General features: G+C 55.7%; 17 protein-coding genes. 8 read left to right on the top strand and 9 right to left on the bottom strand.

Going from position 1 to position 14,659, the window contains the following annotated elements; translation table 11 throughout:
- Positions 1-11 precede the first annotated feature (11 nt).
- Genes C5F52_RS22035 through C5F52_RS22025 form a run of 3 tightly spaced genes read left to right on the top strand, consistent with a single transcriptional unit; the run spans position 12 to position 2,094 of the window.
- Positions 12-575, top strand: a complete 564-nt coding sequence (locus C5F52_RS22035) for a cytochrome b (RefSeq protein ID WP_104800508.1) — start codon at positions 12-14, stop codon at positions 573-575.
- Positions 572-1,456 carry a sensor histidine kinase gene (locus tag C5F52_RS22030; protein WP_104800507.1) on the top strand — a complete coding sequence of 295 codons (885 nt, stop codon included), beginning with the start codon at positions 572-574 and terminating at the stop codon, positions 1,454-1,456. The genes C5F52_RS22035 and C5F52_RS22030 overlap by 4 nt, the downstream gene beginning before the upstream one ends.
- Positions 1,453-2,094 carry a response regulator transcription factor gene (locus C5F52_RS22025; protein WP_104800506.1) on the top strand — a complete coding sequence of 214 codons (642 nt, stop codon included), beginning with the start codon at positions 1,453-1,455 and terminating at the stop codon, positions 2,092-2,094. Before C5F52_RS22030 ends, C5F52_RS22025 begins: the two co-directional genes overlap by 4 nt.
- On the opposite strand, the gene C5F52_RS22020 is transcribed toward C5F52_RS22025, so the two are convergent.
- The 3 genes from C5F52_RS22020 to rpe all read right to left on the bottom strand — a co-directional run bounded on the left by C5F52_RS22020 (position 2,087) and on the right by rpe (position 5,656).
- Positions 2,087-4,438, bottom strand: a complete 2,352-nt coding sequence (locus C5F52_RS22020; RefSeq protein WP_104800505.1) for a TonB-dependent receptor — start codon at positions 4,436-4,438, stop codon at positions 2,087-2,089. The genes C5F52_RS22025 and C5F52_RS22020 overlap by 8 nt on opposite strands.
- 105 nt (positions 4,439-4,543) lie before the next feature.
- Positions 4,544-4,939 carry a YkvA family protein gene (locus tag C5F52_RS22015; protein WP_104800504.1) on the bottom strand — a complete coding sequence of 132 codons (396 nt, stop codon included), beginning with the start codon at positions 4,937-4,939 and terminating at the stop codon, positions 4,544-4,546.
- Between the two features lie 27 nt (positions 4,940-4,966).
- Complete coding sequence (gene rpe / locus C5F52_RS22010) at positions 4,967-5,656, bottom strand: ribulose-phosphate 3-epimerase (RefSeq protein ID WP_104800503.1); 690 nt, start codon at positions 5,654-5,656, stop codon at positions 4,967-4,969.
- 55 nt (positions 5,657-5,711) lie between these two features.
- Here rpe and apaG point away from each other — a divergent pair, with 55 nt between their 5' ends.
- A complete protein-coding gene (apaG, locus tag C5F52_RS22005; RefSeq protein ID WP_104800502.1) occupies positions 5,712-6,104 on the top strand; it encodes a Co2+/Mg2+ efflux protein ApaG in 393 nt (130 codons plus the stop codon).
- Between the two features lie 11 nt (positions 6,105-6,115).
- The gene (thiL, locus tag C5F52_RS22000) at positions 6,116-7,105 is read left to right on the top strand and encodes a thiamine-phosphate kinase (protein WP_104800501.1); all 990 of its coding nucleotides are present in this window, start codon (positions 6,116-6,118) and stop codon (positions 7,103-7,105) included.
- Here the strand turns inward: thiL and C5F52_RS21995 are convergent.
- Positions 7,102-7,503 (bottom strand): tautomerase family protein, encoded by a 402-nt coding sequence (locus tag C5F52_RS21995; RefSeq protein ID WP_104800500.1) that lies wholly within the window; start codon positions 7,501-7,503, stop codon positions 7,102-7,104. The genes thiL and C5F52_RS21995 overlap by 4 nt on opposite strands.
- 356 nt (positions 7,504-7,859) lie before the next feature.
- On the opposite strand from C5F52_RS21995, the gene C5F52_RS21990 reads away from it, so the two are divergent.
- The 3 genes from C5F52_RS21990 to C5F52_RS21980 are packed head-to-tail and all read left to right on the top strand — an operon-like array spanning position 7,860 to position 9,753.
- Positions 7,860-8,759: a LysR family transcriptional regulator gene (locus tag C5F52_RS21990; RefSeq protein WP_104800499.1), complete on the top strand. Its 900-nt coding sequence runs from the start codon at positions 7,860-7,862 to the stop codon at positions 8,757-8,759.
- On the top strand, positions 8,753-9,241 hold the full coding sequence (locus C5F52_RS21985) for a phosphatidylglycerophosphatase A (RefSeq protein WP_104800574.1): 489 nt from the start codon (positions 8,753-8,755) through the stop codon (positions 9,239-9,241). Before C5F52_RS21990 ends, C5F52_RS21985 begins: the two co-directional genes overlap by 7 nt.
- Positions 9,238-9,753: a CinA family protein gene (locus C5F52_RS21980; protein WP_104800498.1), complete on the top strand. Its 516-nt coding sequence runs from the start codon at positions 9,238-9,240 to the stop codon at positions 9,751-9,753. Before C5F52_RS21985 ends, C5F52_RS21980 begins: the two co-directional genes overlap by 4 nt.
- Before the next feature lie 44 nt (positions 9,754-9,797).
- On the opposite strand, the gene C5F52_RS21975 is transcribed toward C5F52_RS21980, so the two are convergent.
- Genes C5F52_RS21975 through lptA form a run of 5 tightly spaced genes read right to left on the bottom strand, consistent with a single transcriptional unit; the run spans position 9,798 to position 14,599 of the window.
- Entirely contained in the window at positions 9,798-10,256 is a 459-nt protein-coding gene (locus C5F52_RS21975) for a putative toxin-antitoxin system toxin component, PIN family (RefSeq protein ID WP_104800497.1), read from the bottom strand.
- The gene (locus C5F52_RS21970; protein WP_104800496.1) at positions 10,253-11,680 is read right to left on the bottom strand and encodes a class I SAM-dependent RNA methyltransferase; all 1,428 of its coding nucleotides are present in this window, start codon (positions 11,678-11,680) and stop codon (positions 10,253-10,255) included. Before C5F52_RS21970 ends, C5F52_RS21975 begins: the two co-directional genes overlap by 4 nt.
- Before the next feature lie 8 nt (positions 11,681-11,688).
- Entirely contained in the window at positions 11,689-13,260 is a 1,572-nt protein-coding gene (locus tag C5F52_RS21965; protein WP_104800495.1) for an RNA polymerase factor sigma-54, read from the bottom strand.
- A 2-nt stretch (positions 13,261-13,262) separates the two neighbouring features.
- Positions 13,263-14,045: an LPS export ABC transporter ATP-binding protein gene (gene lptB, locus C5F52_RS21960; RefSeq protein WP_104800494.1), complete on the bottom strand. Its 783-nt coding sequence runs from the start codon at positions 14,043-14,045 to the stop codon at positions 13,263-13,265.
- A complete protein-coding gene (gene lptA, locus C5F52_RS21955) occupies positions 14,042-14,599 on the bottom strand; it encodes a lipopolysaccharide transport periplasmic protein LptA (protein WP_236657963.1) in 558 nt (185 codons plus the stop codon). Before lptA ends, lptB begins: the two co-directional genes overlap by 4 nt.
- Positions 14,600-14,659: the final 60 nt, after the last annotated feature.

Raw genomic sequence — 14,659 nt, 5'->3', positions numbered from 1 at the left:
GAAAGCAACTCATGGAAGAGAACAACGCAGAAGTCGCTGAATTACACGATCAACCGTCGCGCTACACAGGCCTTGCCATTGCCCTGCATTGGCTGCTGGCCATCGGCCTGATTTACCAACTCTGGTTAGGCATGTGGATGGGCGACATCCCTAAAACGCCACCTGGCTTGCGTGCGGAGTGGTTCAACTGGCATAAATCTGTTGGCATTGTGTTGGGCTTGCTCATTGTGTTGCGCGGGCTTTGGCGTTTGACGCATCGCCCCCCAGAACTCCCAGACTCCATGCCTCTGTGGCAAACATGGGCGGCGAACGCAAGCCATGCCGTGCTCTATATCTGTATGGTGGCTATGCCTGTGAGTGGCTTCTTGGGCTCTAGCTTCACGGCCTACCCCATCAAGTTTTTTGGCACACCGCTCCCTAGACTTTGGGAAGCCTCGGCTGATTTGAAAGAGATATTTAGTGGCATCCACACGGCATGTAGCTACCTGTTCATGCTGATGATTGCCATACACATCTTGGCAGCTGTGTTGCACATGATGCGACGAGATGGCATTGCCAAACGCATGCTGCCATGACACCCAAAGCCACGACGCCCGCTTGGCGCGACTTGCTTCGCGTGTTGGTGGTGGTCGCGTTGTTTTGGGCTATGGCAATGCAGTGGGAGCTATCTGAAAAACTTGCACACTGGCTGCAAAGTTATGAACGTTTTCAGTTGGACGAAATCCCCCTGACTCTGTTGGCCTTGTCTCTCGGCTTGGCTTGGTTCGCCTTTCAGCGCATGCACGAAGTGTCTGCACTACTCGAAGCCAACCGTCATCTCACACAGCGCTTGATCAGCGCACAAGAAGATGAACGTCGCATCCTTGCCCAGGAGTTGCATGACGAAGTAGGTCAAACTTGCACAGCACTCCGCATTGAGGCAGCCTACATTGGCAAAGCAATTCACAACAACCCCAACGCAGCACTTGAATCCGCTAAGCGAATTGACCAGTCTTCACTGCGCATGCACAGCCTTGCACGTGACATGCTCAAGCGCTTGCGTCCCCCAAACCTTGACAGTTTGGGTCTAGAAGAAAGTCTGAAAGAACTCTGCAGCAGTTGGGAACAGCACTGCCGCATTCAATGTCACACACTGATCAATGCTTTGCCGCATGATCTGCCAGATGCGCTCAGCACCACCATTTATCGTGTCACCCAAGAGGCGTTGACCAACATCGCCAAACATGCCAACGCCAGCCAGGTCTGGATCAGTCTAGATGGCAGCCAAGATGTGCTGACTCTTTCCATCTCCGACAACGGACAAGGTTTGCATCCAACGCCAAGCGGTTCGCATGGCCTTGGCCTTACAGGCATGCGTGAACGCATTGCCAGCTTGCAAGGACACATTCATTTTGAAGACGCACAGCCCGGCCTGCGCATTCACGTCCAACTTCCAATCACACAGGTGACTTCATGATTCGTGTCTTATTGGTCGATGACCACCCTGTCGTTCGTGCAGGCTACGCACGCTTTCTGGAGCAAGAAGGCGACATCACCGTTGTGGCCGAAGCTGGCTGCGCCACTTCTGGTTACATCTCGTACTTGCAGTATCAGCCCGACGTGACCATCTCCGACATTTCCATGCCCACAGTAGGCGGGCTTGAGTTACTGCGAAAAATTAAACTGCGTGATGCGAGCGCAAAGGTATTGATGTGCAGCATGTATGACGGCCGCAACTTGGTACGCAGTGCTTTGGATGGTGGTGCGATTGGTTTTGTCACCAAAAACTCTCCACCTGAAAACTTGGTCACTGGTGTGAAGTCCGCCCACAACGGGCAACGTTACTTGAGCGACGACTTGTCGCTCAACCAATTCGAACATACGGCGGATGACGAAGCCGATCGCATTGCCCAACTCACTTTGCGCGAGTTAGAAATTTGGCGCTTGCTGGCCCGAGGCTGTACGCCAGCGGAATGCGCTGAGCGTTTGAACATCAGCCTCAAAACGGTGGCCAATAACCAAACGCAAATCAAAGAAAAGCTTGCTGTCAACAACACAGCGGCGTTGGTCCATATGGCCCAACGCCATCAGTTGATTGATGCCGTGCTTAATTAAAACTGTGACGCATGCTCAGCCACACACTGCGTGGCGCACTTGGCGCGACTGACATCGAATGTTGCTCGCGCGTTGAGCTTGACACAAACTGCTGCCCATTAGCGCTGAATGCAGCAGGGCCCAACTGGCCGGCTGATGCATAGCGACGATCGAACAAGTTCATCACGTTCAACATCCATTGCGTATTTTTACTAGAGGCGTAGCGTGCGTTCGCATTGAACACGGCATAGCCTGCCGTTCTTCCCGAACCTAAGTGCTCATCACCATCGGGTTGGTGTTGGTTGTTCTCATTGCCACGGGCATACACGCCGCTAAACGCCGCCATGCCCAGACCTGTGCTCCACACTGGCGACCAAGCGTAATCAGCATGAATTTTCAAAATGTGTTTAGGCGTCAACGGAATCGTGTTGCCTGGCTGAATAGCGATATTGCCACCCGTATTCGTGCTGTTTGAATCACCACCCAACACCTCACTACTTTGATACGTTGCTTGCAGCCATGTGTAGTGAGTTGCAAACTTGAAAGCCCCTTGCTGGCTATTCAAGCCGAGCTCTATGCCTTGTCGCTGTGTCTTGCCGAAGTTCTTGAAATAGCCAAATGAGCTGACATCTGGCGCGGCGACAAACAAAATGTCATCTGTGCTTTGTGCGTGAAACAGGCCAGCTGTCCACTGCGTTTGCTTAGACAGTGCGCCACGCAAACCCGCTTCCCATGTTTTTGTGACCACTTGCTTTAATGGTGGATCGCCCGCCATTGCATTCGGCAGTTTGCATGGATTGGCGGGGTCGGCACAACCCAACTCGATAGAGGTAGGCGTGCGGTTACCTTCGTTATAGCCCAGGTAAGCTGTGAGTGCGGGTGTCCAAGCGTAAGTGGTTCCGATTGCTGGATTGAAGCGTTGGAACACATGGTTGCCATCTAATGAGCCCGCACCACCCCCGGGCAGAATTTGATCTTCGTTGATGATGCGCGAGCGGTTGTAACGCCCAGACATCGTCACATGCCAACGGTCATGCAAAGAAATGGTGTCCGTGGCAAACACGCTCCACGTGCTGCCTTTGCCCTTCAAGTGAACATTCGGATCCAACTCGTCAGCAAACACTTGTGTGCCGGTCACGCTTCGGTCTGGATTGATGTAGCCAAACTCACTGGACTGTTTAAAGTCAGTGCGGTTGGTGTCATAGGCAAGGCCCGTGGTGAACTGATTCTTGTATCCCGCCAATTTTTCGAGCAAAGTGACTTGACCTGAGAAACCATAGTTTTTTTGCTTGGTTGTGCTGCGATTGAGCAAGCCAGTACAAACTGGCTCTGCATCGTCATCATCCGCAGCAGCAAGGCATGCGGAATTTGGAAATACGCCGCCGCCCAACAGGCCCGGAGCGGTTTCCAACGCGTCGTCATTCACATCGCCATTAAGCGTTCGCGTGCTGATCGAGCGGTAATACGCATTGCCAGCAAACAAGGTGTTGTCATTGATCACATGCTTACCCGTGAAGTTAAGCAACGTAGACCGGTTATGCGTTTCGTCGGGTTTGGTGTAGATGCTGCGGTAGTCGTTGGCGAGCATTCGCTGTTCTTGCAGACCGTTTCCGGTGAGTGCGTTGTTGGCATGGCTCAGCGTCAAAGCGACATCGGTCGGGCCATCTTTCCAGCCCAGCTTGCCAAAGGTTTGGCGTACGCGTGAGGGCGAAGCATCGCGCCAGCCATCTTCGTTAAACACATTACCCGTGACAAACCAATGCAAGCCTTTGTCATTGCGCCCACCATGCTCCAACTCGACAGCACGACGTTGGTGCGAGCCGATCGTGGTTTGCACAGCAGTCCCTGCATGCGTGAGACCGGACTTGGTTTGCACAGCCAGTGCGCCACCCAGCGTGTTGAGGCCAAACAACGGGTTTGAGCCAGGCATCAAGGTCATGCTGCTGATGGCGGATCTTGGAATCAAATCCCAGCTCACCACGTCGCCAAAGGGTTGGTTCATGCGCACACCATCCATGTACACAGACAAGCCTTGAGGCGTGCCAAGCAAGGGGGAGGCTGTGAAGCCACGGTAGTTCACATCCATTTGATGTGGGTTTCCTTGCACCTCGTTCACATACACACCGCCCATGCGCTGGTTCATGAAACTAGACAAATCCAAAGCTTGGCTATTCGCGAGATCCGAGCTGTTGGCAGTTTGAACGGCCGATGGAATCTCCGACAAAGGCTGAGAAATCGCAGGGATTGGCATCGTGCCAACAACCGTCACCACCGGTAACTGTTCAACCGCTTGCGCCAGGGCTCCTGTACTTGTACAGACAGCCAGAACTGCCAATGAAACTAATGTGGGGCGGATATTTTGCATACGAACTTTTCAAAATCAAAGCCAAACAGTGAAGGTGTTGCACCTTCAAAACATGGTTCTTAATTTAGACAGTTCGTCTCAAAATTTGTAGGGAATTAATCCCGCTCACCACAGCCAAAGCACTAGGTAAAACCCGAGCACTAACCAGATTGCCACAAAGCACACAGCCGCCAGCCAGCTGCGCGGCTTGGCCAACACGGTGTCCGCTTTGGCTCGAGCATTCGCCATCACCTCTTTTGGCATCAGTCGCATGACCAACAACAAGCCCAATGGCACGATGAGCAAATCATCCAAATAACCCAGTACGGGGATGAAGTCTGGAATCAGGTCTATCGGGCTGAGCGCATAGGCCGCCACCAAGCCAGCCAAGATACGCACCAGCATGGGGGCTTGAGGATCGCGAGCAGCAAAATACACCGTCACCACATCGCGCTTGATGCCACGCGCCCATGTCTTCAGCCGACTGACAACCGAAGCTTGTGGCGGCGCTGGATCAGTCATATCAACAATGCGTGGTATGCCTTGCGCTTAGGCCAAGGCCACACGCATCTGGTCAATCACCGCCTTGTAGTCGGGCTTGCCAAAAATAGCACTGCCCGCCACAAAAGTGTCTGCACCAACATCGGCCACTTGGCGAATGTTGTCGGGCTTGATGCCGCCATCCACCTCAAGGCGAATGTCTTTGCCACTGCGCTCAATCCACTTGCGCGCCATCTCGACTTTGCGCAGAGCTGAGTCAATGAAGCTTTGACCACCAAAGCCAGGGTTGACGCTCATGATGAGGATGAGGTCAATCTCGTCAATCGTCCACTCCAACACGTCCAACGGCTCGGCGGGGTTGAACACCAAACCGGCTTTCACGCCTTTGCTCTTGATGGCTTGGATGCTGCGGTGCACATGGGCGCTCGCGTCGGGGTGAAAGCTGATGTAGTCCGCGCCAGCTTCGGCAAACGAAGCGGCCAAAGCGTCGACCGGCGAAATCATCAAATGCACGTCGATCGGCACAGCCACGCCAGCAGGCGTTTTGGCGTGTGGCTTCAAAGCTTGGCAGATCATGGGGCCGAACGTGAGGTTGGGCACATAGTGGTTGTCCATCACGTCAAAGTGAATCCAATCAGCGCCTGCGGCGATGACGTTTTTCACCTCGTCGCCCAAACGGGCGAAATCGGCAGACAAGATGGAGGGAGCGATATTGAATGGGGTGCGTGGGCTAGTCATGGGGTGATTATTTCACCCCTTCAGCAGGGTTTTCAGCTTAGGCCAAAATCACCCCATGCTGCGTTACAAATTCCAAGTCGAAGTCCACCCGCAATACCTGTCTGAGCAGTCCGACCCAGACGGCGGTTTGTACACCTTCGCTTACACCATCACCATCACCAACGTGGGCAATGTGGCGGCACAGCTCATATCGCGTACTTGGAATGTGAACGATGCCAACGGCACGCACGAAAAGATCAAAGGCTTAGGCGTGGTAGGCCACCAACCCTTGCTGCAGCCGGGTGAACAATTTGAGTACACCAGCGGCACCCGCCTGCGCACGCCCACAGGCACCATGCACGGCAGCTACTTTTGCGTGGCCGAAGACGGTGAAAAGTTTGATGTGGACATTCCCATGTTTGTGCTCGACGCGCTCAGCGATGAGCCAGGCAGTCGCAAGCTGCACTGAGGCCACACACCATGGGTGAATTTGACCTGATCGAGCGCTACTTCAAGCGCCCCACACACAAAGCCGCACTGGGCGTGGGCGACGACTGTGCGCTGCTCCGCCCCACCGAAGGCATGCAACTGGCAGTGTCTAGCGACATGCTGGTGGAAGGCCGCCACTTTTTAAGCACGGTCGACCCAACCCGCTTGGGTCACAAAGCCTTGGCAGTGAACCTGAGCGATTTGGCAGCCGTGGGCGCAGAGCCTTTGGCCTTCACCCTCGCCCTGTCGCTGCCCCGCGTGGACGAAGCATGGCTGGCTGGCTTCTCCATGGGTTTGTTGCGTTTGGCAGACGCCCACGGCTGCGAGCTGGTGGGCGGCGACACCACGCAAGGCCCGCTAAACATTTGCATCACGGTGTTTGGCGAAGTGCCCCCCGGCGACGCGCTGCTGCGCCAAAACGCACAAGTGGGCGACGACATTTACATCAGCGGCACCGTGGGCGACGCCCGCTTGGCACTCGAAGTGTTTCGCGGCACGCACACGCTTTCGGGCGAGGCTTTTGAGCAAGCCCGTTTGCGTATGGAGCAACCCACACCACGCGTCGAACTAGGCACTGCACTTCGCGCCGTGGCCAATGCTGCCATTGATGTGAGCGATGGTTTGTTGGGCGACCTAGGTCACATCCTCAAACGCTCAGGCGTGGGCGCACAAATTGACACCACATGGCTGCAAACCGCTGGCCACTTTGGCGAAGCACGCTTAGCCGCAGGTATCTCCACCGTCATGGCTGACTTGCCTTGGAACAAACGCCTAGAGTTCGCGCTCTCGGGTGGTGACGATTACGAGCTGTGCTTCACCGCACCGGTGAACCAACGCGAACTGGTGCACGCTGCTGCATGGGAAACCCACACGCCCGTCACGCGTATTGGTCGCATCATGCAAGAGCAAGGCTTGGTGGTACTGGACCCGCAAGGTCAGCCCATTGCCAAACGCTTTGCGTCGTTTGATCACTTTGCTTAAAGCGTCTGTGCCATCTCGCGGCGTTGTTGCTGCGTGTAACCACCATAGCCCCAATCCGTAGCCGCCAGTTCTTGCACACTGATGTAGCTGGTGGCATGCAACCGCTGGCCCTGCGCCAAATGCAGCGGCAACAAAGCAAACGCAGCTGCAACGAACGCAGCTTTCTCGGTGGTTGAGTTCGTCCCGTGCGTGATGCGAATGTCTAGCTGCATCAGCACTTGAGCTGACACTTCACCGCCCACCCACCAGTCATTTGCGGAGATACGTTCAAAGATCACAGAGGTCACATCCGAGCGTTTATGCAGCACTTGCGTGCTGAGCGCGGTCAACGCTCGCGCCAAAGCTTGGGCATCGGTGAGCTGCGCATGGGCGGATAGCTTGAGGGTCAAAATGGGCATCTCAAACCACCTTTGCCTTTGAACTGTCCGTGCACATGGATACGCGTGACTGATGGTGTCGAGCCAAACGACTCAAAAACAGTGACAAACTTCTTGTTGCTTTTGCACAGCTTGCATCCACATCCTCCCAAAAATTCGGAACAGCTTGGCGACGCAAGTGACGCGCCTGTTGCTTGGCCTGGGCAATCAAAGCGGCACGGTCGAGGGGCTCATAGCCTGCTGGGGGATTACGCATCTCAGTTCTCCATTTGATGAATCGGTGAGATAACTTTAGGTTTTCACCTCCTTGCGCGAAACACCACCGAGCGCAAATTGGTGTTGCACAAACTGCAAGGCCACTCCATTACCATGCACACATGATTGACTTGAGCTTTGACGATTTGCGGCTGTTTTCACGCGTGTCTGCGCTGGGTACGTTGTCAGCTGTCGCCCGCGAGCGCAATGCACCGGTTAGTCAAATTTCACGCGGACTACAACGCATCGAAGCAGCCTACGGCACGCAGCTGGTGCTTCGAACAACGCACGGTTTATCGCTCACCCCCGAAGGGGAAATTCTGCAAAGCTACGCCATACGCATCTTGGGTGAAGTGGATGCAATGGATGCTGAGTTCGGACAAGTACGCGAAAAAGTTTCGGGCTTGGTACGCGTCAGCATGAGTGCGGTCATTGCTCAGCATTTGCTGGTCGACAGCTTGCCGCTTCTGCACGTTGCTCATCCGAATTTGCGTGTGGACTTTCGCGTGGATGACGCCCTGGTTAATATGGCACGTGATGGCATTGACATCGCCATCCGTACGGGAGAGCCTCACTCTGACACGTTTGTTGTGCGCCGTATCGGCCAACTGACACGACGCCTCTATGCAAGCCCCAACTACATCAAACAACGAGGCATCCCTTTATCTGTGGACGAGTTAAGGCATCACGCCCTAATTGCCAACAGCCAACACGAGCACTTGAATGTGTGGCAATTCAAGAATTCGACACCTATTCACGCCGAAGGTCCTTTCAGTGCAGATAACACCGCCACGGTTGCCTCTATGTGCATCGCAGGCCTAGGCGTTGCACGCATCACCTCGGTCGTTGCAACACCCTTGGTCTTACAGGGGAAACTTGTTGCCATCCTGCCTGAGGAGGTGGACGAGGCACCCATTCCTTTGAGTGCCTTTATGCTCGCCGGGCGCCACCGCCTGCCTAAAATTCGCGCCTGTATTGACCACTGGGCTCAGTGGCTGCACAACACATCACCGACATGCTGAACCGCCGCTTTCTACTCTCACACCCAGCGCACTTCATCGCGCTTGGCGCAGGCTCAGGCTTGTCGCGTTTGGCACCAGGCACAGCAGGCACCTTATGGGCATGGGCCGTGTTTTTGCTCTTGCAAATTTGGCTGACCCCGCTACAAATGGGCGTGCTGATTGCCGCGTCCACGCTGGTCGGTTGGTGGGCTTGCACCATCACCGCACAGCACATGGGCGTGGCTGATCCCGGCGCGATTGTGTGGGACGAGGTGATTGCGTTTTGGTTGGTGCTGTGGCTGGTGACGCCCACGACGTTTTGGGGCCAACTGAGCGCGTTTGTGTTGTTCCGCTACTTTGATGCAGCCAAGCCTGGCCCTGTACGTTGGGCCGACAGCTTGTTCAAAGGGTTTGGTTGGCGCGGAGGCTGGGGCATCATCTTTGATGACTTGGTGGCTGCGTTTTGTACCTTGTTGGTCATCGCCATTTGGAGGTCGCTATGAGTTCACATTCTTTGACAGAGCAACTGGCCGACGTGCTGCAACAACACGGCTGGATGTTGGCCACGGCGGAGAGCTGCACAGGCGGCATGATCGCCGCCAACTGCACTGATTTATCAGGCTCAAGCAATTGGTTTGAACGCGGCTTTGTCACCTACTCCAACGAAGCCAAGCACGACATGCTGGGCGTGGACTCGGCCTTGATTGCTGAGCATGGCGCAGTGAGCGAAGCTGTGGCGCAAGCCATGACGCTGGGTGCGATGCGCCGCTCACATGCGCAAGTGACATTGGCTGTCACTGGCGTGGCTGGACCTACAGGCGGCTCAACCGAAAAGCCCGTGGGCACAGTTTGGTTTGCATGGGCGACACCCAGTGATGCGGGCCCCACACTGGGGGCAGAAACAGCATGGGTCAAAACCGAGGTGATGCACTTCAGCGGTGACCGTGCTGCCGTGCGCGAAGCGGCCACACAGCATGCATTAAAAACTTTGCTGGATTTGCTGCAACAGCACTGAAACATGCACGCGCTTCACATGGCGCTTAAAGCGTTGTCGTCTTTTTAAGCAGGCAATGCAGCAGGAAACGCTTTACCCACCGCCACACCCAAGCGCGCCATGCGGTTGCGCATGGTCAACACCGCTTTGTCTTTGCTGATGAGTTGAGTTTGGTGTTGTGCTGCCAAGTCGATGAATTTTTGGTCATCGCCGTCTTTGCACACATAAAGTGCTTTGGCGGCGATAGGCATGAGCTGCACATGTGCATCAAACTGCGCCAAGATATTTTCAGCCGTGAGTTGACTGAACGCCAAGCGCTTGACGATGTGGGTGTAGGCCAACACGCGCTCAAGCTCGTCACGCATGACTTGCGTGGCCAGCCATTGCACCGACTTTGTTTCAAGCGCCTCAAGCAATGCAGGCGTAGCCACATCTTTGTAAAGCCACAGGTCGAGCACGATGTTGGTGTCGAGCACCACACGCACAGGTGCTGCAGTCTCACCCGCAGTCAACGCGACGCTCACGGCTGCGCTGGCCCGTTGCCCTCGGTGGGCTGAGCATCATTTGGCTTGTTACGCATCGAACCCGCACGCAAGTCAAAGCGGAACATGCGGCATTCAATCGGCCCGTTCCACATGGGTACGCGGCGTGACTCCTTGAAGCGCATGCGGCTTGGCAGCTTGAGGTCAGGCGTCAACATCCATGCGGTCCAACCGGCGTAGTTCTTCTTCCAGTGGCTGGCGAGCTGCGCAAAGAAATCGCCACCGTCTTCAGTCTGTGCAATGTCGCGTGCGCCAAAGCGCGGCACGTCGTCCCGCAGCATGCCGTTGCTATTTCCACCACCATGCGCTTCGTCATCAAAACCGGCATCGCCGTTTTGATTCACATCTTCGTAGGGCGACACATATTCGGTGGGCGGTGAGTAGCGCGCACGGCGGGCTGCACCCGCAATACCAGCGGCTTCGATACGTTCGCCATAGGGTGGATTAACCAACATCACGCCCGGCACATCGCTGGGGGGCATACGTTGCAATGCGTCACCACCGCGCAACTGCACGGCATGGGCAACGCCACCGCGCTCGGCGTTGCGTTGCGCGAAGTCGACCATACGGAAGGCCACATCACTGCCAAACACTTCAGCACGTGGCTCGCACTCTTGTGCACGAGCGTTGTCTAGCAAGCCGTGCCACACGTGCTCTTGGTAAGGGATGAGTTTTTGAAAACCAAATTTACGCATCGAGCCCGGCGCGATGTTGCAGGCAATTTGTGCCGCTTCAATCGCAATGGTGCCGCTGCCGCAACAGGGGTCATACAGCGGCACACCTTGGGCAACGAGGCCATCGGGGTTGGCGGCGGTGCCATCGCCTTGGCTCCAGCCGCTCGCAGCCAACATGGCTGCAGCGAGGGTTTCTTTCAACGGCGCATCGCCTTTGTCAGCGCGCCAGCCGCGTTTGAACAAAGGCTCGCCCGAGGTATCGATGTAGAGCGTGCAGCTCTCTGTGGTCAGGTGGGCGTAGATGCGTGCATCGGGCCACTGCGTGTTGACATCAGGGCGCACGCCAAACTTGTGGCGGAAGCGATCGGCCACCGCATCTTTGATTTTGAGTGCCGCAAAGTTCAAGCTCTTCAACGGGCTGTGCTGCGCGGTGATTTCAATCTTGAAGGTTTCTTTGGGCGAGAACCACAGCTCCCACGCCACCTCGCCCGCAGCGCGATACAAGTCTTGTTCTTGGCGATACATGGTGTGCGACAACTCGACCAGCACGCGTTGCGCCAAGCGACTGTGCAGGTTGAGCAACAACACATCGCGCCACGAGGCGCGCACCATCACACCCGCACGAAAGGCGCGCAAGTCGTCGTCACCCACGCCAGTGATGCGACGCACTTCCTCGGCCAAATAGGATTCAACGCCTGCCGCACAGGGCAAGAAGAGATGTAATTGATTCATAGGATTCTTTAAAGCGCTTTGCGCAATGTCGTGGGCGCAATACGCAACGCCTCACGGTATTTGGCCACGGTGCGGCGTGCGCACTCAATGCCTTGCTCTTTGAGCATTTCGGAGAGCTGATTATCCGACAGCGGCTTTTTGGGGTTCTCGCTCGCCACAAATTGCTTGATGAGCGCGCGCACCGCTGTGCTGGAGGCGTTATTGCCGCTGTCGGTCTCTAGCCCCGAACCAAAGAAATACTTGAGCTCAAACGTGCCAAAAGGCGTGCTCATGTATTTGTTGGTGGTCACACGGCTGATGGTGGACTCGTGCAGCCCCAACTCTTCGGCAATCTCGCGCAGCACCATAGGGCGCATGGCGAGTTCGCCGTGGATGAAGAAGTTTTTCTGGCGCTCGGCAATTGCATTGCTCACGCGCAAGATGGTGTCAAAACGCTGCTGAATGTTTTTGATGAACCAACGCGCTTCTTGCAAACGCTGTTGCAAGCCCGCGTGGTTATCGCCCTTGCCGCCTTTGAGGGCGTTAGCGTAAATGTCGTGCACACGCAAACGCGGCATCACATCGGGGTTGAGCGCGACCTTGAACTTGGGTGCGATGGTGGATTTGCCCACGCGGGTCACCAACACATCGGGCACCACCACATGGCGCTCTACGTCAGCAAAGCGGCGGCCGGGCTTAGGCTCTAACCGACCAATGAGAGCAATCGCTACTTTGACGTTGGTTTCGCTGTCGCCCACGATGACCGCCAAACGTTTGAAGTCGCGCTTGGCCAACATCTCCATCGGCTGCTTACACATGAGAATGGCGGTGTCGCGAATCTGCAAAGCTTCTTCGCCCTTGGGCTCTAGCGCTTTGAGTTGCAGCGTCAAGCACTCGGCCAAATCGCGCGCGCCCACACCCACGGGCTCGAGGCTTTGCAACAACGACAAGGCCACTTGAAAGCGATGTTCTAGCTCTTCGATTTGCTCTTCGTCGTCCCCGCCCAAACCTTCGGCCAAGCTGCGCAAGGTGTCTTCAAGATAACCATCGTCGTTGAGGTTTTCAATCAAGTAGCGCAGCGCAGCGGTGTCGGTGGGGCTGAGGCGCAGCGACAGCGCTTGGCGGTGCAAATGCGAGGTGAGCGACTCTTGCATGCGCGCCAACTCAGTGGCGTCGGCGGTGTCACTGTCAGCGGTGTTGTTGTTATTGCTGGCGGGTGCATCGCCGCCCCACTCGGAATCGTCGGCAGAAAACTCCACACTGCCATCGCCATCCCAACTTTCAGCAATGCCGTCCACGCTGGGTTCGGTATCGCTGGCCGTGTTGTCTACGCTGATTTCAGACATGCCGCCGTCCATCGACGGCACTTCGCGCATGGGCTCAACCTCTTCGTCGCGGCTCGGTGTATCGGCTTTATCGAGGCCGAACTCTTCGCGCGGGGCTTCTTCAAACTCTTTGTCGAGAAACGGGTTCTCGTCGAGCATTTGCTCAATCTCTTGGCTCAGCTCCAACGTCGACAACTGCAACAGTCGGATCGACTGCTGCAACTGGGGCGTGAGCGCCAGATGTTGGGAGACACGGAGTGATAAGCCTTGCTTCATGATCACATTCGGAAATGTTCGCCGAGATACACGCGTCGCACATCCGCGTTCTCGATGATTTCGCGCGGCGTACCCTGCGCCAGCACACGGCCGTCGCTGATGATGCAGGCGTGGTCGCAAATGCCCAGGGTTTCGCGCACGTTGTGGTCAGTGATGAGCACACCCATGCCACGCGCCTTCAAGAAACCAATGATGCGTTGAATCTCAATCACCGCAATCGGGTCAATACCTGCAAACGGCTCATCCAACAAAATGAAGCGGGGGTTGGTCGCCAAAGCACGTGCAATTTCCACGCGCCGACGTTCACCGCCCGACAGCGCCACAGAGGGCGAGGCACGCAAGTGGTCTACGCGCAACTCTTGCAACAGAGACGTCAAACGTTTTTCAATCTCGTCATGTTGCAGCGGCTTGCCGTTTTCGTCGCGTTGCAACTCCAGCACCGCGCGCACGTTGTCTTCCACATTCAGCTTGCGAAAGATGGAGGCTTCTTGCGGCAAATAACTCAAACCCAAACGCGAGCGGCGGTGAATCGGCAAATGCGCCACGGGCTGACCATCAATCGTGATGCTGCCACCATCCGCACGCACCAAACCCACGATCATGTAGAACGAGGTCGTCTTGCCTGCGCCGTTGGGGCCCAGCAACCCCACCACTTCGCCTTTTTTCACCGAGATGGACACGTCGTGCACCACCTTGCGGCTGCCATAAGACTTTTGCAAATGACGTGCTTCTAAGCGACTCTCCGTCGTGTCAACAGGGTGTGCAGGTGAAAGCGTTTCGATCACGGTTTTTTATCCAATGCTTTGCTGCGCGGTGACAAGACGGCTTTCACGCGACCACTGCTGGCCTTGCCACCTTCTTCGCGCCCCTGACCGTCAATGGTGAACACATCGGTCAGGTTTTCATAAATGATGAGCTTGCCGGTCATCGTGTCGTTCAACACAGCGCCACGGTAGCGACGCACTTCGGCTTGGTCAATGAGTTTGATGCGATCCGCCTTGCCATCGAACTCGATGCGTGAGGCTTCGCCTTCCATGAATTCATCGTTGCCTTCACGTTTTTGACGAAAGAAAGCACGCTTGTTAGCTTCGGGAAGGATGACGCCAAATTGATAACCGTCGGCGTCTTCGTGCATTTCAATGCGGGTACCGCGCATGACCATGGTGCCTCGGGTCAACACAGCACGCCCCGTGAAGATGCTGACTTGGTTCAGCTCGTCGTGCACCAAATGATCGGCCTCAATGTTGGTGGGTTTCTCACGGTCTGCTTTTTCTGCGGACGCCGCTACCGGCACGATGGCCATCAGTAACGTGAGTAAGAAAGAAGCAAATGAAGTCAAGGCACGAATATTGCTCGTTAAGTTGATGGCATTCTAACCATCAAGATAGCAATTTCCGTG

The sequence above is a fragment of the Limnohabitans sp. TS-CS-82 genome (assembly GCF_002943475.1).
Note: the sequence above shows the minus strand (reverse complement) of the source record. Positions and strands in the feature narration are given on the sequence as shown.